This is a genomic window from Microbacterium sp. B35-04, from assembly GCF_010634885.1.
Classification (GTDB): Bacteria; Actinomycetota; Actinomycetes; order Actinomycetales; family Microbacteriaceae; genus Microbacterium.
The window spans coordinates 61,104-82,848 of record NZ_MWLP01000013.1 but is presented as its reverse complement, the minus strand read 5'-3'; the positions used below and the strand labels follow the sequence as shown (position 1 = coordinate 82,848).

The window sequence follows — 21,745 nt, the reverse complement described above, 5'->3', positions numbered from 1 at the left end:
CAAGGGCGCTTCGGGGTCAGCTCATGGGCGAAAACTTTCTGTTGCCGCCGGTCCATGAGAGCGCTCTCACGGAATCGTTAACCCGCGGGAATGTGGCATGAGGCAGATGAAACACTCGACTGCTAGACAGGTCAGGTCTTCATCGGCGGCGAAAGGACGTGGCGTGTCGAGCGGAGTGGTGCAGGAGGCTGACGAGGTGCTGGTGCTCTGCGTGGGAATGCCGCTGCGGCATGTGGGTGAGCTCGCGAAGCTGCTCCGCGATCTGGCGGTCGTCGTCGCGGCGCCGGACGTTGAGGGCGCACTCACGCTGCTGCGTGACGTCCACGCAGGCCAGGACGATCCGGCTCAGCCGCCGCGCGCGGTCGTTGCTTCGGCGCTCGACGCCCACGCCGTCGGCCCCGCGGCACCGCTGATCATCGGGACACTGCGGATCGCCTCGGCCTCCCGCGAGGTCTCGGTGGCCGGCATCCGCGTGCACCTGTCGGCGCAGGAATTCGACCTGCTCGCCGCCCTCGCCTCCGACACCCACCGTGTCTGGTCGTTCGAGGACCTCACGGCACAGGTCTGGCAAACCGACTACCTGGGAGATCGCGAGCACGTCAACTCCGCGATCAAGAGGCTCCGTCGCCGTCTCGCCGGGCGTCCAGGGATTCGGATCGTCTCCGTGCGCGGGGTCGGCTACCGCCTGATGGTGGGAGGCGCGTCGTCGGTGCCGACCCCCCTCTCCGACGCCCTGCGTCGCTCACAGCGGCGGCCGCGCACCGACGACGCTGCAGAGGACGCCGCGTGATCTACCGGCCGCGCTCGCCGATGCGCGCCGCCAGGGACGGCGGCGCAAATCGTGCCAAGGTGACGAGGGCCTTGTAGCGGCGCGACGGGATCGACACGGCTCTGCCGCGGGCGACGTCGCGCAGCGATTCCGCCACCACGTCGCGGGCGTCGAGCCACATGGCGTCCGCCACACCTTCCTCGCCTGGGGCCAGCCCCAGGCGCTCGTGGAAGTTCGTGTGGGTGTACCCCGGGCACACCGCAGTGACCGTCACGCCGCGCGGGCCGTAGCGCCCGTTCGCCCAGCGGCTGAAGCTCACGAGCCAGCCCTTGCAGGCGCCGTACGTCGACCGCGGGATGAATGCCGCGACCGATGCGACGTTCACGATTCGGCCGTGGCCGCGCGCCAGCATCGGGCCGAGTGCGGCATGGGTCAGCCGCATCGGCACCTCGACGTGCACCTGCAGGTGGCGGACCTCGTCCTCGACGTCGTTGCGCTCGAATGCCAGCGGCAGGCCGAACCCGGCATTGTTCACGAGGATCTCGATCGGCCTCACCTCATCGGCGACGCGTGCCTCCACCCGCTCGCGCTGGCGGGGCTTCAACAGGTCGGCGACGACGACTTCGACCTCCACGCCGTAGGTCGATCGCAGCCCTACCGCGAGCCGATCGAGCGCCTGCTTGTCGCGGGCGACGAGCACCAGGTGCGCGCCCCTCGCCGCCAGCTGTCTCGCGTACTCCGCGCCGAGTCCCGAACTCGCACCGGTGATGAGCGCCGTCTTCGCCATGCGCGTCAGCCTATTGGCGTGGGCCTTCGGAGCGCTCAGGCGGCGCAAGTCGCAGGAACCGATAACGGATGCCCGAACTCGAGGTGTGCCACCCTTCGACCGGGTCCGTCGAGATCGTGCGCCAGTCGGTGCGTTCGGGCGCCTGCGTGTCGCCCTGGATCTCGAGATCGAGCTCGGTGACCTCCAGCAGGTCGGCCAGATAGATCGCCTCGCGGAACAGCTCGCCCCCGCCGATGACCCAGATCCGATCCGGGTGCCCCTCGGCGGCCAGCGCCAGTGCGGACTCGAGCGAGGCCGCGCGCTCGGCACCGGCATCCTTCCAGTCAGCCCGTCGGGTGACGACGATGTTGCGCCGGCCCGGCAGCGGGCGGAATCGGTCCGGGAACGACTCCCAGGTGCGGCGGCCCATGACGACCGGCGCCCCGAGCGTCAGGGCTTTGAAGTGCGCGAGGTCTTCGGGGACGTGCCACGGCATGCCGCCCTGCGCGCCGATGACCCCGTGGTGCGCCTCGGCCCAGATCATGCCGATCCGGCGGATGCGGACACCGCCGGCACCCGCACCGCCGCCGCGCGTGAGGGGAGTCGTCATACCGCGACGGCGCCGCGGATCGCGGGGTGGTGCTGATAGTCCTCGACCACGAAGTCCTCGTAGCGGTAGTCGAAGATCGAGTCGGGCGTGCGGGCGATGCGCAGAGTGGGGTACGAGTAGGGCTCACGGGTCAGCTGCTCGCGAACCTGCTCGAGATGGTTGTCGTAGATGTGGCAGTCGCCGCCCGTCCAGACGAAGTCGCCCGGCTCGAGCCCGGCCTGCTGCGCCACCATGACGGTCAAAAGCGCGTAGGAGGCGATGTTGAACGGGACGCCGAGGAACAGGTCGGCGCTGCGCTGATAGAGCTGGCACGACAGCTTGCCGTCGGCGACGTAGAACTGGAACAGCGCATGGCAGGGTGCGAGCGCCATGTCGGGGATGTCGGCGGGATTCCACGCCGAGACGATCAGCCGCCGGGAGTCCGGGTTCGCGCGGATCTGATCCAGCACGAGTGCGATCTGATCGATGTGCTCACCCGACGGCGTCGGCCAGGAGCGCCACTGCACGCCGTAGACCGGGCCCAGCTCGCCCGCGGCATCCGCCCACTCGTCCCAGATCGAGACGCCGTTCTCCTGCAGCCACGCGACGTTGGACTCGCCCCGAAGGAACCACAGCAGCTCGTACGCGATCGACTTGAAGTGCACGCGCTTCGTGGTGATGAGGGGGAACCCCTCGGACAGGTCGAACCGGATCTGCCGGCCGAACGCACTCGTGGTGCCGGTGCCGGTGCGGTCGTCCTTGTGCGTGCCGTTCTCGAGCACGTCTCGCAGCAGGTCCTCGTACGGGGTGGGGATCGGCGTCGTCACGGCTGCCACGATACCCGCGGCCCGCGACGTGCGGGCCGGGGCCGCGCCGCGGCCGGCCGACACGACCTGCGTGTTGCGGCGAACGCGACTTATTCACACACATACGGCCCCTTGACAGCCGAAAAGGGTTAGCCTGATCTGCTGTGACCCTGGTCGGAGCCCTCATCGCCCTCGCCGTGCTGCTCGCGGCGACGGTGGCGCTCGGCGTCTTCCTGAACTGGCGCCAGTCCCACGCGCGCCACAACGTCGAGCACGAGGTCATCGAGCCTGCCCGCCTCGGCGCCGACGGGCTCGGCGAAGTCGCGACGCTCCTGCAGTTCAGCACCGAGATGTGCGCGCGCTGCCCCGGGGTGCACCGCACGCTCGCCGACATCGCCGACGGTCACGACGGCGTGCGCCACCTCGACGTCGATCTCACGCATCGCCCCGACATCGCCAAGCACTTCCACGTGCTGCAGACGCCGACAACGCTCGTGCTCGACCGTGACGGCGTCGTGCAGACCCGCTTCGGCGGCGCCCCCAGCCGCGACGTGCTCGAGCTCGAGCTCAACCGGCTGATCGCGGAGGATGCGAGTGTCTGAAACCGCAGCCGCAGCCCCGCGCGGTATCGACCCCCGCGGCCCCCGCTTCGGCGCTGCCATCACCTCGGTGCTGCTGCTCGTCGTGGTGTTCCTCGGACTGACCGGACTGTCGACGAGCCGCGTCTCCGACATCGATCCCGGATGCGTCATCGGCGGTCCGTGGCTCATCAGCCTCGCCACACCGCTCGAGCGCTTCCTCGACCCCGCCTTCCTCCTCCTGCTCCTGGTCGCACTCCTCTTCCTGTGGGGAGTGCTGTCGCCGCGCACCGCGCCGTGGGGCGTCCTGTACCGCAAGGTGATCGCGCCGCGTCTCGCACCCCCGACCGAGCTCGAGGATCCGCGCCCGCCGCGCTTCGCGCAGGGCGTCGGCCTGTTCGTCTCCGTCATCGGGCTCGTGCTGCACCTGCTCGGCGTTCCCTGGGGTCTCACGATCGCCGCCGCGGCCGCTTTCGTCGCCGCCTTCCTCAACGCCGTGTTCGGGCTGTGCCTCGGCTGCCAGCTCTACCTGCTGCTGCAGCGCGCGGGGATCGTCGGACGCGCGCGTCCCGCCGCGGCCTGACGCCCTGCGCCGAGAAGGGTGAGAAGGTCGCGACACGAGCGTCTCGAACCGTCGCGGCGCGGCATCCGACGCTTTAGGCTGACGCGAGACGCCCACCACCCGGGCGCACCGCGAGCGAGGAGGCCCTCATGACCGTCACCAGCGAAGCCACCGCCGCCTGGAAAGGCGCCCTGTTCGACGGATCCGGCGAGGTCAGCCTCGTGTCGTCGGGCCTCGGCACCTATCCCGTCAACTGGAAGGCGCGCAGCGAGGGATCGACCTCGGTCACCACGCCCGAGGAGCTCATCGCCGCAGCCCACTCCTCGTGCTTCAGCATGGCGCTGTCGCTCGCGCTGGCCGAGAACGGCACTCCCCCGGAGTCGATCGACACCACCGCGTCGGTGACCTTCAAGCCGGGCACCGGCATCACCGGCAGCCACCTCAACGTCAACGCCGTCGTGCCGGGCCTCGAGCCCGAGGACTTCGAGCGCATCGCGCAGGGCGCGAAGGTCGGCTGCCCGGTCTCGCAGGCGCTCGCCGGCATCGAGATCACCCTCGAGGCGACGCTTGCCTGAAGGCCGCTCGCCTGAGAGCCGACCGCCCGCTGACGACGGCCGGCGGGTCGTCGTCGCGGGGGCGTCCGGACTCACTGGCGGCGCGCTCGTCGAGAGCCTCCGCGCCGACGGCTTCTCGGTGACCACCCTCGTGCGCCGGCCGGCCGAAGCCGCCGACGAAGTCGAGTGGCTGACGACGGCCGAGCCGCTCGACCCCGCGGTACTCGCCGGCGCCGACGCCGTCGTCGGACTCAACGGCGCAAGCATCGGCCGCCTCCCCTGGACAGGTTCGTATAAGAACACGCTGCTGTGGTCGCGCATCGCGCCGACCCGCGCCCTCACCCGCGCGGTGCGTGAACTGGGAACGGATGCCCCGCACTTCGTGTCGGCCTCGGCCGTCGGCTACTACGGCTCGCGGCCCGGCGTGCGGCTCGACGAAAACGCTCGCCGCGGCGAGTCGTTCCTCGCGGATCTGTGCGGAGAGTGGGAAGCCGCAGCGTTCAGCGCGGGCCAGGATGCCGCGGTGGCCGTGCTCCGCACCGCCCCGATCGTGCATCCGGAGGGCGTGCTGAAACCGCTGCTCCTGCTCACGAAGGCCGGGCTCAGTGGGCCGATCGGACGGGGAACGCAGGTCTGGCCGTGGATCTCGCTCGACGACGAGGTTCGCGCGATCCGCCACGTGATCGCCGCACGCCTCACCGGCGCCGTGAACCTCACGGGCCCGACCCGCGCCACGGCCAACGACCTCGGCTTCGCCCTCGCGGTGCGGATGAACCGACCGTTCCTGCTGCGCGCGCCGGTCTGGGGCATGAAGCTCGTGCTCGGTCCCGACGCCACCGATGCTCTCCTCACCACCGACGCGCATGTCGTCCCTGAGGTGCTCCAGCAGTCGGGCTTCGTGTTCACGCACCCGACCGTCGAGGACGCCGTCACGGCCGTCGTGCCCGCCGCCTCCTGATCCCCCTCGGCCGGCGATACACGGGTGGCCCCGCTGTTCTCCGCGCGCCTATGCGTGCGAAAAGCCTGGCCGGTCACCCGACACGCCGGCTCATTCCCACCCTCAGCCGCGCACCGTCGTCACGGAGCCGTGTTTCTGCACGCGGCGCCTCGCGGACGACGCGTCAGCCGGCGTCGGGAGAGCGGTCGGCGGGCTCGAGACGGATCGCGGTGCGCACCGCCTCGCGCGCGCGGCGCCGGTCGCCCGCCGCGTCGTAGGCGAGGCCCAGCCGGTACCACGCCCGCCAGTCGTCGGGGTGGGCCTCGGCATCGGCGCGGTACGCCGGGAACACGGCATCCCCGTCCTCGCGCATCACGCGCCCGCTCGGGCGCACCGTCACCTCGTCGGAGGGCAGCCCGCCTTCGGACTCCAGCCTCCGGCCCAGCTGTTGCGCACGTACGCCGAACCACAGCTCGCGACCGAGCGCCCACGCGGCGATGAACGGCAGCACGATGAGCGCGATGCCCATCGCGACGCCGACCGGGTCTCCGCTCATGATCAGCAGCCACGCCCGCTGCCCGACGAGCACGATGTACAGCGCGAGCAGCGCCGCCATGACGACGACGCCGATGCGGGCGGTCATGCGCCGGTCGTGCGGGCGACCTGGCCCGGCACTCCGCCCTCGTCGACAGGAGCAGCGTCGGCAGGTGCCGTGCGGCGGCCGATCCCGATGTCGATCAGGCTGTCGAGGCCGACGACCACGCCCGTGGCGTCGCGCGCTGCCGCGAGGGCGAGACGGATGCCGGGGCCATACGCCTGGGCCGGCTCCACCGTGTCGTGCACGATCGTGAGCGACTCCCCCGCCCCGGAGAGAACCGTCTCCTGACGGGCGACGACGCCGGGGCGGCGCAGCGAATGGATCGGCACGCTCGCGACCTGCTGACCGCGGGCACGCTGGTCGACGTGGGGCGATTCGACCGGCCCGACCGACGTCCGTGCGGCCGCAATGAGCTCCGCCGTGCGGACGGCCGTGCCGCTCGGCGAGTCGATCTTGGTCTCGCGGTGGGCCTCGACGATCTCGATCGAGGGGAAGAACGGGGCCGCGGCCGCGGCGAGGGCAGAGCCGAGCACCGAGCCGATCGAGAAGTTGGGGATGAACACCACGCCGCTGCCGGCGGCCTCGACGAGCGGGCGCACGAGCGCGATGCGCTCGGCCGACCAGCCGGAGGTGCCGACCAGCACATTGATGCCCCGCTCGATCGCCGCGCGCACGACGTCGATCGATACCGCCGGCGTAGAGGCGTCGACGACCAGGTCGGCGCCGTCGAGCTCGGACAACTCGGACCGCGAAGAGAGGACGCCGGCGACCTCGAACCCCGGCTCGGCCTCGACCGCGTCGCGGATGATCGCGCCGAGCTTGCCGGTGCCGCCCACGATGGCCACGCGTGTCGTCATGGATCCATCCTAGGCGGCGCCCGCAGGCGCCTCCCGGCCGGTGGCACCCGCGTGGCCGCCTACCCTGGAGGGGTGGTGAAACTGCGCTCCTCCCCCGTCGACGCACCCGATGCTCACGTCTTGCTGGCCGAGTACTTCCAGATCCGCACCGAGGGATTCGCGGTGCAGGGCGTCACGTATCGCACGACCTTCCCCGACCCGGCCGCGTTCGTGCCGCCCGCGGGCGTGTTCGTCGTGCTCGACGACGACGAGGGGGTTGCACAGGGCTGCGGCGGCATCCGTCTGATCCCCGACGGGCCGCTCGGCACACGCTACGAGCTCAAGCATCTCTACCTCCGCCCCGCGACACGCGGCCGAGGCTGGGGACGCCTGCTCGTCGAAGACCTCGAGCGGCGCGCCCGCGAGTTCGGTGCGGCCGAACTCGTGCTCGACACGCACCACTCTCTCGAGGCGGCCGGTGCCCTCTACGCGCGCACCGGCTTCGAGGCGATCGAGCCCTACAACGACAACCCCAACGCCTCCCGCTGGTACGGCAGGAGGCTCTGAGCGGCTTCGTCGGTCAGACCGGGTAGACCTCGGGCAGACCGGTGCGCAGTTCGACCGGCAGGTGGCCCATGTCGTTGTGCGACAGCAGCGTCCACGGCCGCCCCTGCTTCTGCGCGATCACGCTCAGGCCGCAGTGCGCCTGGTTCAGTGTCATCCAGCGCCATTCCGGCGCCTGCAGCACCTCGCGCACGAACCACGCGATCACGAAGTTGTGGGTGATGAGCAGCTCGTGCACGTCCCCGCGCTTGCGCGCGAGGAACTCGCTCGTCGCGTCCGACATCTGCGCGCGACCGGCCTCGACCTCGGCCTCCGTAACCGAGCCGAAGAACGGCTCGAACGCCGCCGGCGTCTCGTCGGTCATGCCGGTGGGCACGCAGTCGAACAGCAGCGCCGACGGCTCAGGCGACAGCGACGGCATCCGCTCGGCGACGGCGCGCGCGGTCTGGCTGGCCCGTTCGAGCGGCGAGTGCCACACCGCGTCGAACGGCACTCCCGACAGTCGATCCGCGAGAAGTGCCGCCTGCCGGCGTCCGCGGGGCGACAGCGGTCCGTCGACCAGTCCGTGCTGCGCGTCCTGATGTTCGCCGTGCCGCACGAGATAGATGTAGTGCGTCACGCAGCTCACTCCGTCGGGGTCACGTGCCCGGGGAAGGCACCTCCTCCACACTACGACACCGCGTCGCCGCCGCCGATGAACGTGGGACGGGCGCGTCGCCCGAGGTCCGTGCGCGGGAACCCTACTCCGACGCGCGAGCGATGTCGGACAGCTGGCTGCGGCTGAGGCGGACCCCGACGCCCTGCACGAGCTCTTCGACGTGCTGCGGAGCGTACGCGTTCACGATCGGTGCGACGACGAGCCTCTGTGCGAGCAGCCACGCCAGGGCGACGGCCGCGTCGGGGACACCGAGCTCGGCGCCGACGGCGTCGAGCGCCCGCAGCGTGCGGTTGCCGCGGCGGTTGAGATTCGCCGCCAGCTGCGCGCCGCGCACCGAGAGGGCGCCACGGAGCCGGGAACGCTGCCGGCCCGCGAGGAACCCATGCTCGAGCGCATGCGACGGCGTCACCGCCATCCCCTGCGCACCCGCGACGAGGCGCAGGTCGGCGTCGAACTCGTGGCGGCGCAGCACGTTGAAGGGGACGTCGAGCACCGTGATTCGCGGATAGCCCGCCGACGCGAAGATCCGCGCCTCGACCAGCTGCGCGGCGCTGTAGCCGATCACCCCGATCGCTCGGACCTTGCCGGCGCCCACGAGCCACTCGGCGGTGGCCAGGGTGTCTTCCAGCGATGAGCCGGGGTCGGTCGTCGCATCGAGGTAGAGCACGTCGATCCGGTCGGTGTGCAGCCGCGTCAGGGATGCCTCGACGGCGCGGACGAGGTTGACCGGACCGAGCCCTGGATTGTCGGCGTGACCGCCCACCCGTACCGCGAGCACGATGTCGTCGCGCAGCCCGCGCGACTGCAGCCACTGGCCGATGATGTGCTCGCTTCTGCCGCTCGAGTAGCTGTCGGCGGTGTGCACGACGTTGCCGCCCAACTCGGCGTAGGCATCGAGGATCGCGTGGCTCGACTCGAGGTCCACGTTCCACCCGAACTCGGCGCCGCCCAGGATCAGCGGGAACACGTCAGCCCCGCTCTCGCCGAGTGCGACGCGAATGCTGCTGCCGACTCCGGGGCCCTGTACCGGGATCGGCGCGGACGGGTGCAGGCTCGGCGCTGCGGGAGCCTGCGGCGCAGCAGCGGTGACGGCAGCATCCGGGCTCGTCGGCGGAAGCGTCGAGTCAACGCCGAAGTAAGCCATGTGCCACCCCCCACGATTCCCCGCGGGGCCTCGTGATCACTGTCCACGCGCCCCCCGGCGCGTACTCACAGGCTAGGACAGTCCGGACAGCAGTCCGGTCACTGAGGCGAACTGCCGATAAACATTACATAACGCTTTGATCACGGACCGCCGAACCTTGCGGTTTTGTCCCCCTTTCGGGGGACAGATTGAGCGATCTGCGGACCGGACGACGAATGCCCGCCCCTCGGTGAGGGGCGGGCATCCGTGAACCTGCGGGTCTCATCCCCGCTGAAGCGGATTCAGCGGGCGGAAGAGCCGTGGGGCGGGAGCTTTCAGCCTTCGGCGGGAGCCTCCGGGCCTTCGCTGGCCGCGGCGCGACCCTCCTGGTCGGCGGCCTCTTCGAGCACGGGCTCGAGCGAAAGCTTGCCCCGGTCGTCGATCTTCGTGATCTTCACGAGGAGCTTCTGACCGACGCCGAGCACGTCTTCGACGTTCTCCACGCGCTTGCCGCCGGCGAGCTTGCGGACCTCGCTGACGTGCAGCAGGCCGTCCTTGCCGGGCAGGAGCGAGATGAACGCGCCGAACGTCGCGATCTTCACGACCGTTCCGAGGAACTGCTCGCCGACCTCCGGGTTGGTGGGGTTGGCGATCGCGTTGACCTGGGCGCGGGCGGCCTCGGCCGACGGACCGTCGGTCGCGCCGATGTAGACGGTGCCGTCCTCCTCGATGGAGATCTGGGCGCCGGTCTCGTCCTGGATCGCGTTGATCGTCTTGCCCTTCGGGCCGATCAGCTCGCCGATCTTGTCGACCGGGATCTGGACGCTGATGACGCGGGGCGCGGTGGGCGCCATCTCGTCGGGACCGTCGATCGCGGCGTTGAGCACGCCGAGGATGGTCAGGCGGGCCTCGCGGGCCTGCTGCAGCGCGGCGGTGAGCACCGACGACGGGATGCCGTCGAGCTTCGTGTCGAGCTGGATCGCGGTGACGAACTCGCTCGTGCCGGCGACCTTGAAGTCCATGTCGCCGAGGGCGTCCTCGGCGCCGAGGATGTCGGTCAGCGCGGCGTAGCGCGTCTGTCCGTCCACCTCGTCCGACACGAGACCCATCGCGATGCCGGCGACGGGCGCGCGCAGCGGCACACCCGCGTTCAGCAGCGACAGCGTGGACGCGCAGACCGAGCCCATCGACGTCGAGCCGTTGGAGCCGAGAGCCTCGGACACCTGACGGATCGCGTAGGGGAACTCCTCGCGGCTGGGCAGCACCGGCACGAGCGCGCGCTCGGCGAGGAAGCCGTGCCCGATCTCGCGACGCTTCGGCGAACCGACACGGCCGGTCTCACCGGTCGAGTAGGGCGGGAAGTTGTAGTGGTGCATGTAGCGCTTGTGCGTGACCGGCGACAGCGAGTCGATCTGCTGCTCCATCTTGAGCATGTTCAGCGTCGTGACACCCAGGATCTGGGTCTCGCCGCGCTGGAAGATCGCCGAGCCGTGGACGCGCGGGATGACCTGCACCTCGGCGTCGAGCGGACGGATGTCGGCCAGGCCGCGGCCGTCCATGCGGACGCCCTCGGCGAGGATCCGACCGCGGACGATCGTCTTGGTGACCGACTTGTAGGCGGCCGAGAACTCGAGCGTCGCGACGGCCGGGAGCTCACCCGACTCGACGGCGGCGAGCAGCTCTGCCTTGACGGCATCCTTCAGCTCGTCGTCGGCGTTCTGACGGTCCTGCTTGTCGGCGATCTGGTAGATCGGGACGAGCTTGTCGTACGCGCGGTGGGCGACGAAGTCGTAGGTCTGCTGGCTGTACGGCAGGAAGACCGGGAATTCCTTGATCTCCTTCGCCGCGGTGTTCGCGACGACGTTCTGCGCGGCCACGAGCTGCTTGATGAAGGGCTTCGAGGCCTCGAGGCCCTCGGCCACGACCTGCTCGTTCGGCTTGACGGCGCCGCCCTTGATGAGGTTCCACGAACCCTCAGTGGCCTCGGCCTCGACCATCATGATCGCGACATCCTCGTTGCCGTCGGCGTCGGTGATGACGCGGCCGGCGACGATGAGGTCGAAGACGGCGTCCTCGAGCTGCGAGACGGTCGGGAACGCGATCCACTGATCGGCGTTGTCGCCGTGACCGGGGATGAGCGCGAGGCGCACACCGGCGATCGGGCCGGAGAACGGCAGACCCGAGATCTGCGTCGACAGCGAGGCCGCGTTGATCGCGAGCGCGTCGTAGAACTCGCCGGGTGCGATCGAGAGCACGGTCACGACGATCTGCACCTCGTTGCGGAGGCCGTCGACGAACGACGGACGCAGCGGGCGGTCGATGAGACGGCAGACGAGGATCGCCTCGGTCGAGGGACGACCCTCGCGACGGAAGAACGAGCCGGGGATCTTGCCCGCGGCGTACGAGCGCTCTTCGACGTCGACGGTCAGCGGGAAGAAGTCGAAGCCTTCGCGTGGGTGCTTGCCGGCGCTGGTGGCCGAGAGGAGCATCGTCTCCTCGTCGAGGTACGCGGCGACGGCACCCTGTGCCTGCTGCGCGAGTCGCCCGGTCTCGAACCGGACGGTACGGGTGCCGAAGCGGCCGTTGTCGAGAACGGCTTCAGCGGCGGTGATTTCAGGACCTTCCAAGAGGTCTCTCCTTCTTTGTTTAGGCTCGCACGCGCGTTTCGCGCACGAGCTTGTGCGAAGGAGCAGGAACAGGCAGATCTCGGCGCGCGGCTGTGCCGCGATTCGCGCCAGCACTGGCCACCAGTAGAAATCCACCCGGCGCCGACGCGACGAGGAGACCACCACAGGGGACCAGCTAGCTGCCGGCCTGCTCCGTGAGCTCATGTTGAATTGAGCGGATGCCCGAGGGCAGCCTGTCCGATCCTATCAGTGGTGCCCCTCCCGCCCCCACTGCCGGTGGGACGCCGGGAAACACCGCATGACATCGTCGTCGGGCGTGCGTAGGGTGGGAGTCATGAGCACCGACGAGAAGCCGGCGGGCGCGGCATCCGATGAGATGAAGCGCAAGTTCAAGGAAGCACTCGACAAGAAGAACGCGCAGCACCGCGAAGGAGAATCGCACCTCGACGGCGACTCCTCGATCCACGGGACCCACGGGGCCGTGACCAAACGCGAGTTCCGCCGCAAGAGCGGTTGACGATCGAAGGCCGGCATGAGCGAGTTCCGTGAGCGGATCCCGGACGACGACCGCGACGTCCCGCTCGACGACGACGCCGAGTTCGAGCTGCCTCCTGCCACCCTCGACCCCATGGAGTCGGTCGAGGAGCAGGTCGACGAGCTCGACCTCGAGGAGCGGGAGTCGGCGATCGAGTCCGGCGAGATCGATACCGACGCCTGACCAAGGGCCTCGCGCGGCTTAGCCGGTGAGCCGCTCCACCTGCCAGCGGTGGATGTCCGGCAGCCATTCCAGCGGGGCCGACGGACCGACGCGCGGATCGTCGCTGTCGGCGCCGTCTCGCACGGCTATCACGTACGCGCGATCCTGCTCGATGCGCGCGCGCACCTCCTCGCCCCTGCCCACTGAGCCGTGGCCGGGAACGACGACATCTACGTCGTCTGCGACGCTGTCGAACAGCTGCAGCGCGGCGAGATAGTCGTCGATCGGCGTCGCGGCCTCCAGATCGAGGAACGGCATGAGGATGTCGGACAGCATGTCACCGGCCACGAGAACGCCCCGCTCGGTGATCAACAGCGCCGCATGGCCGGGCGCATGGGCCCGATGCTCGATGACCCGGACGCGCGGGCCGTCCCAGGGCACGAACTCCGCGTCCGGGCGCAGAGCGGTGATCAGTCCGAGCAGCTCCATGGAAATCTCGTCGGCGTACTCCGGCGGGAGTCCCTCGGCGATGCGGTCATTCCAGTCCGTGTGCGACAGCTGGTCGCGGATGGATGCCGCACAGCGCGCCGTGCCGTATCGGGGCGCATCGCCGAACTCCGCGTGCCAGAGGACGTGGTCCCAGTCGGGGTGCGTCGAGAAGCCCGCGACGACGGGCTGATCCAGCTCGCGGAGGTCGTTCGCGAGGTCCGCCATCTCGGCGACGGTGATCCCGGGGTCGATGAGCAGCACGCCCGTCGCGCCCTGCACGATGACCGAGTTGCTCTGGATGAACTCGCTCTCGTGGACGAGGACACCCTCAGCGACGCGTCTCAGCATCGGCGTCCTTCCCCTCGCGACCGGAGTCGGTCGTCATCGGCACCCCTGCGCACGGGCCCAGGCTACTCCGCCGGGGGTGCGGGTCGACCGGCCCGGGCGAGCTGGCGATAGCGGCCTGATCCGAGCCCGGCGGCGGGCGTGCGAGGGCAAAGAAGAAGCCCCGACCGTTACCACACAGCCGGGGCGAGACGAATGAGAGTTCGCCTATCACCTCCATCCTACCCCGCCGCCGACGCGTCTGCGCCCCGACGCCGGGGCGACGGGGCGCAGACGTGGCGGTCAGCGGGTGAACTGCGCCTCGCGCTCGAGCGCACGCCGCTCCTTGGCCTCGGCCTCAGCGACGGCGGCCTCCTCGAGCCCCTGGACGCCGACGGCCTCGGGCGCCGCCGACATGCCGTCATGATCGGTGCCTGACAGCGTGTTCTCATCGAACGGGAGCTCGCCCGCGAGAACCCGGCGGGCGCGCCCCGCGTCGAACTCCTTCGTCCACGATCCGATCAGCACCGTCGCGACGGCATTGCCGGTGAAGTTCGTCAGCGCCCGGCCCTCGGACATGAAGCGGTCGATGCCCACGATGACCCCCACGCCGTTGACGAGGTCGGGACGATAGGCCTGGAGGCCCCCGGCCAGCGTGGCCAGGCCGGCGCCGGTGACGCCCGCCGCGCCCTTCGACGCGATGATCATGAAGACCAGCAGTCCGATCTGCTCGCCGATCGACATCGGCGCGCCCATACCGCTCGCGATGAACAGCGAGGCCATCGTGAGATAGATCGCCGTCCCGTCGAGGTTGAACGAATAGCCGGTCGGCACAGTGATGCCCACGACCGGCTTGGAGACGCCGAGGTGCTCCATCTTGGCGATGAGGCGCGGCAGCGCCGACTCCGACGACGACGTGCCCACGATCAGGAGGTACTCGCGGGCCAGGTACTTCACGAGGCTGAAGATGTTGACGCGCGTGACGGCGTACAGGAGCGTGCCGAGCACGCCGACGATGAACACGACGCAGGTGATGTAGAACGCGATCATGAGCGCGCCGAGCGCCCAGATCGCGGCGATCCCGGTGTTCCCGACGACCGCGGCGATGGCGCCGAAGGCACCGACCGGGGCGAGCCACAGGATCATGCCGAGGATGCGGAATACCAGCGCCTGCAGGTGCTTGACCGCGTTCATGATCGGCTGGCCCTTGTCGCCCATCTGCTGGAGCGCGAAGCCGACGAGCAGGGCGATGAAGAGCACCTGCAGCACGCTCTCGCCGGTGAAGGCCGAGAAGAACGTGGTCGGGATGATCCCGAGGACGAACTCCTGGGTCGTCTTGGCCTCCGCGGTCGCCTCATAGGTGGAGTTCGCCATGTTGAGGCCCTCGCCCGGGTGCAGCAGGTTGCCGACGACGAGGCCGATGGCGAGCGCGAAGGTCGACATCACCATGAAGTACAGCAGCGCCAGCCCGCCGATCTTGCCGACGGTCGCAGCTTTGGCGATCGAGCCGACCCCCACGACGATCGTGCAGAAGATGATCGGGGCGATCATCATCTTGATGAGGCCCACGAACGCCTCGCCGAGGGGCTTGAGCGCGACGCCGACGTCCGGCCGATGAGCCCCACGGCGGCGCCCAGCACGACCGCGAGAATCACCGACACGTAGAGCCAGGTGTGCTTGTCCCATGCCTGCTTGCCTCGGCGCCAGTTGAAGCCGGGAAGGGTGAACGAAGTCGTCCGGGTCGAAAGAGCCATCATCGCCTCCTGAGGTGAACAGCCGTTGTCCATGCCGAACCCGATCGGGTCGGCCATGTCCTCAGAGTGCTCGCCGCCTCGACAGCGGGCGATTTGTGGTCGTATTGGTCGCAGGAGGGCCCGGCCCGGACTCACCCTCGACCGGCGAGGATGGAGCCAGCACAGCCACGAGGAGGTCGCATGCGCGCAGATGCCCGCCGAGCGAGCGCCGCCTCGCTCGTCTTCTTCGCCGTGGCCGCCGCGGTGGCGATCCTGGTGGTGGTGCTCGCCGTGCTCCTCGTGCTCGACGCGCAGCGGTCCGCGCGCGTCGAGGCCGAGGAGGTGACCCGCGGCGTGGCGACCTCGATCGCCGTGACGCCGTCCGTCGCCGCCGCACTCGGCGATGACGAGCCGACCCCCATCCTGCAGCCGCTCGCCCAGGAGATCACGACGGATGCCGGCGTGGACTTCGTCACGATCATGACGCCGGACGGCATCCGCGTCGCCCATCGCGATCCTGGCGAGATCGGACGGGCTTACCTCGGCACGATCCCCGCGGAGCGTATGCCGCTGACCGAGGAGTTCACAGGAACGCTGGGTCCGTCGGTGCGGACGATCGTGCCGATCGAGGCCGACGGTGAGCTCGTCGGCTGGGTGTCGGTGGGCCGCACGGTGGGCAGCATCGCGTCCGATCTCGTTCCCCGGCTGCCGTTCATCGTCGTGCTCGCGCTGGCGGTGCTCGTGGCCGGTCTCGCCGGGGCGCTCTTCGCCAGGCGCACGACACGCCGGCTCGCCGGTGACCTGCCGGCCGGCAGCATCCGCGATGCCGTCGCATCGTACGAGTCCATCCGTACCCTGGGCGAGGCGCTCCGCGCGCAGACCCACGAGCACGGAAATCGCATGCACACGGCCGTGTCACTGCTCGAGCTCGGGCGCACGCGCGAGGCCATCGACATCCTCACCGAGACGTCGCGGCAGAGTCAGGCCCTGGTCGACCAGGTCGCCGCACGGCGCGACGGCGATCCCACCGTGGGCGCGCTGCTGCTGGGCAAGGCCGCCCAGGCCCGCGAGCACGGTGTGCAGTGGAGCGCCGAGATCGATCCCGCCGCGCCGCGCAGCGTGCTCTCCCCCGTGGATGCGGTCTCGGTGGTCGGGAACCTGATCGACAACGCCTTGGATGCCGCGACAGCGGATGAGCCGCCGCGCTGGGTGCGCGTCGCGCTTGAGCCGGCCGGGCCCGACGCGCTTCGGATCGTCGTGTCGGACAGCGGGTCCGGCATCCCGGATGAGCTCCTCGAGCGCGTGTTCGAGCACGGGTTCTCGACGAAGCCGGCGGGAGCTGACGGCCGCGGCGTCGGGCTCTCCCTCGTACGCTCGATCGTTCGGGATGCGGGCGGCGGCATCTCGATCGCCTCCGCGCCGACGACGTTCACGGTCCTCCTCCCCGCGAGGCGACCGTGATCGGCGTGCTGCTCGTCGACGACGAAGCACTGACGCTCGAACTGCATCGCACGTACGTCGAGAGGCTGGAGGGTTTCCGCGTGGTGGCCGAGTGCAGCGGGGCGAGGGCCGCGGTCGCCGCGATCCTGGAACGACCGGGCGAGATCGACCTCGTCCTGCTCGACGTCACGATGCCCAACGGCTCAGGCCTCGACGTGCTCCGGCACCTCCGCGCGCGGGCGTCGGACGTCGACGTCATCGCCGTCACGGGGGTGCGCGATGCAGACGTCGTGCGGCAGATGGTGAGCCTCGGCGTCTTCCAGTACCTCGTGAAGCCCTTCCCGTTCAGCGTCTTCAGGGAACGGCTCGAGCAGTACCGCGGTTACCGGGAGCGCGCGGCGGAGGCAGCGGGGACGCCGACCCAATCCGAGATCGACGCGCTCCTCGGCGCCTTCCGTCCCTCGGTCCCGGTGGCGCTGCCCAAGGGCCTCTCGCCCGAGACCCTGGCGAAGGTGACGACGGACGTCCGCGCGCACGGGCCCGTGTCGGCCGTGGAATGCGCCGCACGGCTCGGGATGTCGCGGGTCGCCGCTCGCCGGTACCTCGAGCATCTCGTCGAGGCCGGGCGCCTCAGCCGTTCGCCGCGCTACGGCGCTCCCGGACGACCGGAGTCGGAGTACGCCTGGCGCGACGAGGCATGAGGCGTACCGTCGGGACGGGCCCGCTCCCATCGATGGACGGACGGCGCTATGCCCGGGTCGTCGCACGGACGTCGCCGCGGCCGCCGATGGCCACGTAGCCGGTGTGCTTCGGCGCGATGCCGTCCCCGGCGGTGCGTCCGCGCAGGCGCCGCCAGGCCCAGGGCAGCACGTCCCTGCTGAGCCAGGTTCCATACGCCACGGGGTCGTCGTCGGCGTGGAGGGCGGCATCGAGTCCGCCGAGTGCCTCGGCGTCGCGGACGCCGAGCACCTCGGCGGCACGATAGCCCAGGAACCGGTGCCCCCGCGAGCGAAGGTGCACCCGGTCGGACGCCCAGAGGTCGAGGTCTCCGATCGCGGGGATGGCGTCGAGATCGAGCAGCATCGCACCGGTGCCGGCGGCGATCCGCCGGAGCTCGGAGGCGAAGGCGGCGAACCTCCGCTCGAAGAGCACCGCGGCACGGCGGCGTGGCAGGAACGGCGTCACCAGCAGCACGTCGATGCCGGCGTCCCGCAGCGCGCGAACGGATGCCTCGAGCTCGGCCGCGAGCCGGGCGATGTCGACACGCCGGCCGACCAGGTCGTTGGCCCCCATGAGGATCGACACGAGGTCGGGCCGCAGCGCCAGCGCCTGCGGAAGCTGCTCGGCGGTCAGGTGACGCACGCGGCGGCTGCGGACGGCGAGGTTCGCGTACTGGAACGGCTCACGGCCGGATGCCTCGTGCGCGAGCAGCTGAGCCAGGCGGTCCGCCCATCCCCGGTACCGCCCCGCCGGCATCCGCGAGGTGTCGCAGAGTCCCTCGGTGAGCGAGTCGCCGAGGGCGACGTACCGCGACCACCGCGGTCTCACGCCGGCCGCGGCGGTCGGCGTGGACGGCCGGATGCCGGCGCGCCGGCGCAGCGCGTCGTCGATGGGGCGCAGCATCCGTGCGTCCTCGTAGTGATCGACCAGCTGGCCGCACAGGGCGTCCCACGTGCGGTCCCGCACCGACTCGTGAGCGGATGCCGCGAACGCACGCCGCTTGCCCGTGTCGCCGACGAGGTCGGCGACACGCGCGCGCAGGTCGCGCAGATCGCCGGGGCGGTAGAGCCAGCCGTCGACGCTCGAGCGCACCAGGTCCACCGGGCCCCCGGTCCCGGTGGCCACCACCGGGACGCCGCTGGCGAGCGCCTCCTGGATCGTCTGGCCGAACGTCTCGCTCTCGCCCGGGTGGACGAACACGTCGAAGCCGGCCAGCGCCTCGGCGAGCGCACCGCCGGTGAGGTGGCCCGTGAACACCGCCTCGGGCAGCGCTCGCTGGAGCGCCGGGCGGGCCGGGCCGTCGCCGACGATCACGAGTCGCGTGCCGTCGAGACCGGCGAGCGCCGCGAGGTCTTCGACCTGCTTCTCGGGCGCCAGGCGGCCGACGTACCCGACGATCGTCTTGCCCGGCGCGACACGTGCACGCCAGGCGTCGCTGCGCCGCTCCGGGCCGAAGCGGGAGGTGTCGACCCCGCGCCCCCATCGACGCAGCCTGTCGACGCCGAGGGCCTCGAGCTGCTGCACCGAAGCCGTGGACGGGGCGAGGGTGAGGGTGGCCCGCCGGTGCAGGCGCGCGACGTGGCGACCGACGAGCGCCGCGGCCTGCGGCATGCCGTACTTCTCGGCATACGCGATGACGTCGGTCTGATAGACCGCGACGGCGGGGACGCGAAGCGCATCGGCCGCCGCGAGGCCCTGCCAGCCCAGCACGAACGGTGATGCCAGGTGCACGACGTCCGGCCGGAACTCGCGGAGGATCGTCGTCAGTCGGGCGGCCCGGGCGAAGACGATGCGCACCTCGGGATACGACGGCAGCGGCGTCGACCGCAGCAGCTCCGTGCGGGCGCCGTGGAGGTCTGTGGTGATCTCTCCGGCGCGCGGCGCGATGACGAGCGTCTCGTGGCCTTCGGCCGCGAGATGGCGCAGCACGTGGAGCACCGACCCTGTCACCCCGTTCATGTGGGGCAGGAACGATTCGGCGAGCAGTGCGACTCTCACGCCTCCAGGGTGACGGCGCTGACAGGGACGGATGCCGCGAACCGGCGCCCGCGCGCAACTGTTCACCCGATGCACCGCGGCAGGTCACCGGACGTGCCCCGTTCCGTCGCCGTTCACCCCGGGCGGCTACCAAGGAGGGGTGGTCGAGGAACTGCTGACCGAGGTCGCGCGGAGTCCGTGGGCGCTGCCGCTGCTCTTCGTGCTCGTGCTGGGCGACGCGTTCCTCGTCGTCGTTCCCGGCGAGGTGGCGGTGACGGGGCTGGGCGCACTGGCGGTGTCGCAGGGTGAGCCCGCAGTGGGAGCAGTGATCCTCGTCGCCGCGGTGGCGGCGGTCACCGGCGACGCGGCGTGCTACCTCGTCGGGCGGACGATGGGACTCGAACGCTGGCGCTGGATGCGGACGCCCCGCGTGCGCACAGCGTTCGCCTGGGCGCGCGCACGGCTCGAGCGGCGCGCCGCGCTCGTGCTCTTCACCGCGCGGTTCATCCCGTTCGCACGGCTCGCCGTCAACCTCACCGCGGGCGCGACCGAGGTCGCCGCACCGCGCTTCCTGACGATCGCGGGGCTCGCGGCCCTCGCGTGGTCGGCGTACCAGGCGCTGATCGGCGCGGCGGTGGCGGCGATCCTCCCGGGAGGACCGGTGGTCGCCGTGGTCGCCTCGGTCGCGCTGGCGGTCGGGATCGGCCTCGCGATCGACGCGGTGCTCGCCCGGCGCCTGCGCAGTGGCCGGTGACCGACGGCGTGGTGCACGACATCGGATCCGCAGGGACGGACGGGGTCCGCGACACGCCGGGGCGCGGCAGCCCGCAGCCGCGTGTCGGCGGGGATCCGCGCGCCAACGGGACCGATCGTGCGCGGCGCAGGCCGGACTGCGGTCAGGATGGAGGCGTGGCAGACGCGAACCCGGACGCATACGACGACCTCTTCCTCGGCATCCCCCTCCCGCTCCCCCGTCCCGCGGACGGCCGGGAGGTGCGGGATCTGACGTACCCGCGGTTCACGGTGCTGCTCGAGCCGGAGCGGCGGCTCGCCATCGTTACGGCGGTGAACATCGACGGCTCGGCGCTGCACGATCTGCCGCGCACAGGCGAGTGGGAGCTGGACGCCCGGATCCCCGCTGCCGAGCAGGCGGGACCGGCCGTCTACGCCTCGAACGACCTCGACCGCGGGCACCTGGTGCGCCGCCGCGATCCGGGCTGGGGTTCGACGGCCGAGGCCCGCCGCGCGATGGAGGCCACTTTCACGTACCCCAACGCAGCCCCGCAGGCGAGCGGGTTCAACCAGTCGAAGGAGCTGTGGCTCGGCCTCGAGGACCACGTGCTGGGGTTCGCCGACACGACCGATGAGCGGATCAGCGTGTTCACCGCACCGGTGCTCGCCGACGACGACCCGCCGTACCGCGGCATCCGCGTCCCCCGTCGCTTCTTCAAGGTCGCCGCGTGGATGACCGGGGATGCGGCATCCCCGAGCCTTGCGGCCGCCGGCTTCCTCCTCGACCAGTCGGAGCTCATCGACGTGAGCCAGGGGGCGCTCGCGGTGCCCTCGCTCGGCGCTTTCCGCACCTTCCAGGTGCCGATCGCGGACATCGAAGCCCTCGCCGGAGTCGACTTCGGGGCGCTCGTCGAGGCCGACGTGCTGCCGCGCTTCGACAGGCTCAACGGCCGAGCGGTGCGCGGAGAGGACGCCTGGCGTCCCCTCCGCGCACCGGAGGACATCGTGCTGGGCTGAGGGCTACTCGCCCGCGAGACCGCCCAGCAAGTGGCCGAACGAGCGGCCCTCGCCGAGGTAGTTGGCGGGGTCGAACGGATCGGAGTCCGTCGCCGGCTCGCGACGCGCGATCGCCTCGGCGAGCTCCCGCGCCCCGCGGTCGATCCGCTCGCCGAGCGGCGCGATGTTGTCGGCCGATGCCCCCCAGTCGCTCGACGCGGCGAACACGCCGGTCGAGACCGGCTCGGCGTGCAGGTACGTGAACAGCGGCCGGATCGCGTAGTCGATCGCGAGCGAGTGGCGGGCCGTGCCGGCGTTCGCGCCGATCAGCACGGGCTTGCCGGTCAGCGCATCGGGGTCGAGCACGTCGATGAACGACTTGAACAGTCCCGAATAGCTCGTGGAGAAGATCGGCGTGACCGCGATCACGGCGTCGGCCGAGACGACCGCGTTGATCACGGACTCGAGGGCCGGCGGGGCGAACCCCGTCAGGAGGTTGTTGGTGATGTCGTGCGCGTAGTCGCGCAGCTCGAACACGTCGACCTCGATCTCGATGCCGCGCTCCGACAGCTGCTTCGCCGTCGCGGCGGCGAGCCGGTCGGCGAGCATGCGGGTCGACGACGGGTTGGACAGACCGGCCGAGATGACGGCGATGCGGCGCGCGGTCATG

Annotated in this window: 23 protein-coding genes and 1 pseudogene; 12 read left to right on the top strand and 12 right to left on the bottom strand. The window is 70.8% G+C overall.

What is annotated here, in order from left to right; translation table 11 throughout:
- The first annotated feature begins 163 nt into the window (after nucleotides 1-163).
- Nucleotides 164-790 carry a winged helix-turn-helix domain-containing protein gene (locus B1729_RS04135; RefSeq protein ID WP_163630847.1) on the top strand — a complete coding sequence of 209 codons (627 nt, stop codon included), beginning with the start codon at nucleotides 164-166 and terminating at the stop codon, nucleotides 788-790.
- Between the two features lies 1 nt (nucleotide 791).
- Here the strand turns inward: B1729_RS04135 and B1729_RS04130 are convergent, their stop codons facing one another.
- From B1729_RS04130 to B1729_RS04120, 3 genes are read right to left on the bottom strand one after another with little or no spacing between them, the layout of a single operon-like run.
- Nucleotides 792-1,556, bottom strand: coding sequence for an SDR family oxidoreductase (locus tag B1729_RS04130; RefSeq protein ID WP_163630844.1), 765 nt, complete (start codon nucleotides 1,554-1,556; stop codon nucleotides 792-794).
- 10 nt (nucleotides 1,557-1,566) lie between these two features.
- On the bottom strand, nucleotides 1,567-2,145 hold the full coding sequence (locus tag B1729_RS04125) for a dihydrofolate reductase (RefSeq protein ID WP_204318853.1): 579 nt from the start codon (nucleotides 2,143-2,145) through the stop codon (nucleotides 1,567-1,569).
- A complete protein-coding gene (locus B1729_RS04120; protein ID WP_163617885.1) occupies nucleotides 2,142-2,951 on the bottom strand; it encodes a thymidylate synthase in 810 nt (269 codons plus the stop codon). Before B1729_RS04120 ends, B1729_RS04125 begins: the two co-directional genes overlap by 4 nt.
- Nucleotides 2,952-3,094: 143 nt before the next feature.
- Between B1729_RS04120 and B1729_RS04115 the strand changes: the two genes are divergently transcribed.
- The 4 genes from B1729_RS04115 to B1729_RS04100 all read left to right on the top strand — a co-directional run bounded on the left by B1729_RS04115 (nucleotide 3,095) and on the right by B1729_RS04100 (nucleotide 5,582).
- Nucleotides 3,095-3,532, top strand: a complete 438-nt coding sequence (locus tag B1729_RS04115; protein WP_163617886.1) for a thioredoxin family protein — start codon at nucleotides 3,095-3,097, stop codon at nucleotides 3,530-3,532.
- Nucleotides 3,519-4,091: a DUF4395 domain-containing protein gene (locus B1729_RS04110; RefSeq protein ID WP_163630842.1), complete on the top strand. Its 573-nt coding sequence runs from the start codon at nucleotides 3,519-3,521 to the stop codon at nucleotides 4,089-4,091. The genes B1729_RS04115 and B1729_RS04110 overlap by 14 nt, the downstream gene beginning before the upstream one ends.
- 128 nt (nucleotides 4,092-4,219) lie before the next feature.
- A complete protein-coding gene (locus B1729_RS04105; protein ID WP_163617888.1) occupies nucleotides 4,220-4,645 on the top strand; it encodes an OsmC family protein in 426 nt (141 codons plus the stop codon).
- Nucleotides 4,638-5,582, top strand: coding sequence for a TIGR01777 family oxidoreductase (locus tag B1729_RS04100; protein ID WP_163630840.1), 945 nt, complete (start codon nucleotides 4,638-4,640; stop codon nucleotides 5,580-5,582). Before B1729_RS04105 ends, B1729_RS04100 begins: the two co-directional genes overlap by 8 nt.
- 163 nt (nucleotides 5,583-5,745) lie before the next feature.
- On the opposite strand, the gene B1729_RS04095 is transcribed toward B1729_RS04100, so the two are convergent.
- Together B1729_RS04095 and B1729_RS04090 are read right to left on the bottom strand one after the other, a co-directional pair.
- Complete coding sequence (locus B1729_RS04095) at nucleotides 5,746-6,204, bottom strand: tetratricopeptide repeat protein (RefSeq protein ID WP_163617890.1); 459 nt, start codon at nucleotides 6,202-6,204, stop codon at nucleotides 5,746-5,748.
- Nucleotides 6,201-7,016, bottom strand: coding sequence for a dihydrodipicolinate reductase C-terminal domain-containing protein (locus B1729_RS04090; RefSeq protein WP_163630838.1), 816 nt, complete (start codon nucleotides 7,014-7,016; stop codon nucleotides 6,201-6,203). The genes B1729_RS04095 and B1729_RS04090 overlap by 4 nt, the downstream gene beginning before the upstream one ends.
- Nucleotides 7,017-7,088: 72 nt before the next feature.
- Here B1729_RS04090 and B1729_RS04085 point away from each other — a divergent pair, with 72 nt between their 5' ends.
- On the top strand, nucleotides 7,089-7,562 hold the full coding sequence (locus B1729_RS04085; RefSeq protein WP_163630836.1) for a GNAT family N-acetyltransferase: 474 nt from the start codon (nucleotides 7,089-7,091) through the stop codon (nucleotides 7,560-7,562).
- 13 nt (nucleotides 7,563-7,575) lie between these two features.
- Here B1729_RS04085 and B1729_RS04080 read toward each other — a convergent pair whose 3' ends face one another.
- The 3 genes from B1729_RS04080 to B1729_RS04070 form a co-directional block, all read right to left on the bottom strand.
- On the bottom strand, nucleotides 7,576-8,178 hold the full coding sequence (locus B1729_RS04080) for a histidine phosphatase family protein (RefSeq protein WP_163617893.1): 603 nt from the start codon (nucleotides 8,176-8,178) through the stop codon (nucleotides 7,576-7,578).
- Nucleotides 8,179-8,299: 121 nt separating this feature from the next.
- Nucleotides 8,300-9,361: an aldo/keto reductase gene (locus B1729_RS04075; protein WP_163617894.1), complete on the bottom strand. Its 1,062-nt coding sequence runs from the start codon at nucleotides 9,359-9,361 to the stop codon at nucleotides 8,300-8,302.
- A 314-nt stretch (nucleotides 9,362-9,675) separates the two neighbouring features.
- Nucleotides 9,676-11,967 carry a polyribonucleotide nucleotidyltransferase gene (locus B1729_RS04070; protein ID WP_163630834.1) on the bottom strand — a complete coding sequence of 764 codons (2,292 nt, stop codon included), beginning with the start codon at nucleotides 11,965-11,967 and terminating at the stop codon, nucleotides 9,676-9,678.
- Between the two features lie 334 nt (nucleotides 11,968-12,301).
- Between B1729_RS04070 and B1729_RS04065 the strand changes: the two genes are divergently transcribed.
- Together B1729_RS04065 and B1729_RS04060 are read left to right on the top strand one after the other, a co-directional pair.
- The gene (locus tag B1729_RS04065; RefSeq protein WP_163617896.1) at nucleotides 12,302-12,484 is read left to right on the top strand and encodes a DUF5302 domain-containing protein; all 183 of its coding nucleotides are present in this window, start codon (nucleotides 12,302-12,304) and stop codon (nucleotides 12,482-12,484) included.
- A 15-nt stretch (nucleotides 12,485-12,499) separates the two neighbouring features.
- Nucleotides 12,500-12,685, top strand: coding sequence for a hypothetical protein (locus B1729_RS04060; protein WP_163617897.1), 186 nt, complete (start codon nucleotides 12,500-12,502; stop codon nucleotides 12,683-12,685).
- An 18-nt stretch (nucleotides 12,686-12,703) separates the two neighbouring features.
- On the opposite strand, the gene B1729_RS04055 is transcribed toward B1729_RS04060, so the two are convergent.
- Both B1729_RS04055 and B1729_RS04050 read right to left on the bottom strand, forming a co-directional pair.
- Complete coding sequence (locus B1729_RS04055; protein WP_163630832.1) at nucleotides 12,704-13,501, bottom strand: MBL fold metallo-hydrolase; 798 nt, start codon at nucleotides 13,499-13,501, stop codon at nucleotides 12,704-12,706.
- A gap of 279 nt (nucleotides 13,502-13,780) precedes the next feature.
- Nucleotides 13,781-15,231: pseudogene (locus tag B1729_RS04050) on the bottom strand (cation:dicarboxylase symporter family transporter).
- Between the two features lie 180 nt (nucleotides 15,232-15,411).
- Here B1729_RS04050 and B1729_RS04045 point away from each other — a divergent pair.
- Nucleotides 15,412-16,671 carry an ATP-binding protein gene (locus B1729_RS04045; RefSeq protein ID WP_163630830.1) on the top strand — a complete coding sequence of 420 codons (1,260 nt, stop codon included), beginning with the start codon at nucleotides 15,412-15,414 and terminating at the stop codon, nucleotides 16,669-16,671.
- Nucleotides 16,668-17,351: a response regulator gene (locus B1729_RS04040; protein ID WP_163630828.1), complete on the top strand. Its 684-nt coding sequence runs from the start codon at nucleotides 16,668-16,670 to the stop codon at nucleotides 17,349-17,351. The genes B1729_RS04045 and B1729_RS04040 overlap by 4 nt, the downstream gene beginning before the upstream one ends.
- Nucleotides 17,352-17,397: 46 nt before the next feature.
- On the opposite strand, the gene B1729_RS04035 is transcribed toward B1729_RS04040, so the two are convergent.
- Nucleotides 17,398-19,368 carry a glycosyltransferase gene (locus tag B1729_RS04035; protein ID WP_163630826.1) on the bottom strand — a complete coding sequence of 657 codons (1,971 nt, stop codon included), beginning with the start codon at nucleotides 19,366-19,368 and terminating at the stop codon, nucleotides 17,398-17,400.
- A 139-nt stretch (nucleotides 19,369-19,507) separates the two neighbouring features.
- Here B1729_RS04035 and B1729_RS04030 point away from each other — a divergent pair, with 139 nt between their 5' ends.
- Both B1729_RS04030 and B1729_RS04025 read left to right on the top strand, forming a co-directional pair.
- Entirely contained in the window at nucleotides 19,508-20,101 is a 594-nt protein-coding gene (locus tag B1729_RS04030) for a VTT domain-containing protein (protein ID WP_163630824.1), read from the top strand.
- 155 nt (nucleotides 20,102-20,256) lie between these two features.
- Complete coding sequence (locus B1729_RS04025; RefSeq protein WP_163630823.1) at nucleotides 20,257-21,096, top strand: DNA/RNA non-specific endonuclease; 840 nt, start codon at nucleotides 20,257-20,259, stop codon at nucleotides 21,094-21,096.
- Nucleotides 21,097-21,099: 3 nt separating this feature from the next.
- Here the strand turns inward: B1729_RS04025 and B1729_RS04020 are convergent, their stop codons facing one another.
- Complete coding sequence (locus B1729_RS04020) at nucleotides 21,100-21,744, bottom strand: FMN reductase (RefSeq protein ID WP_163617905.1); 645 nt, start codon at nucleotides 21,742-21,744, stop codon at nucleotides 21,100-21,102.
- Nucleotide 21,745 lies beyond the last annotated feature (1 nt).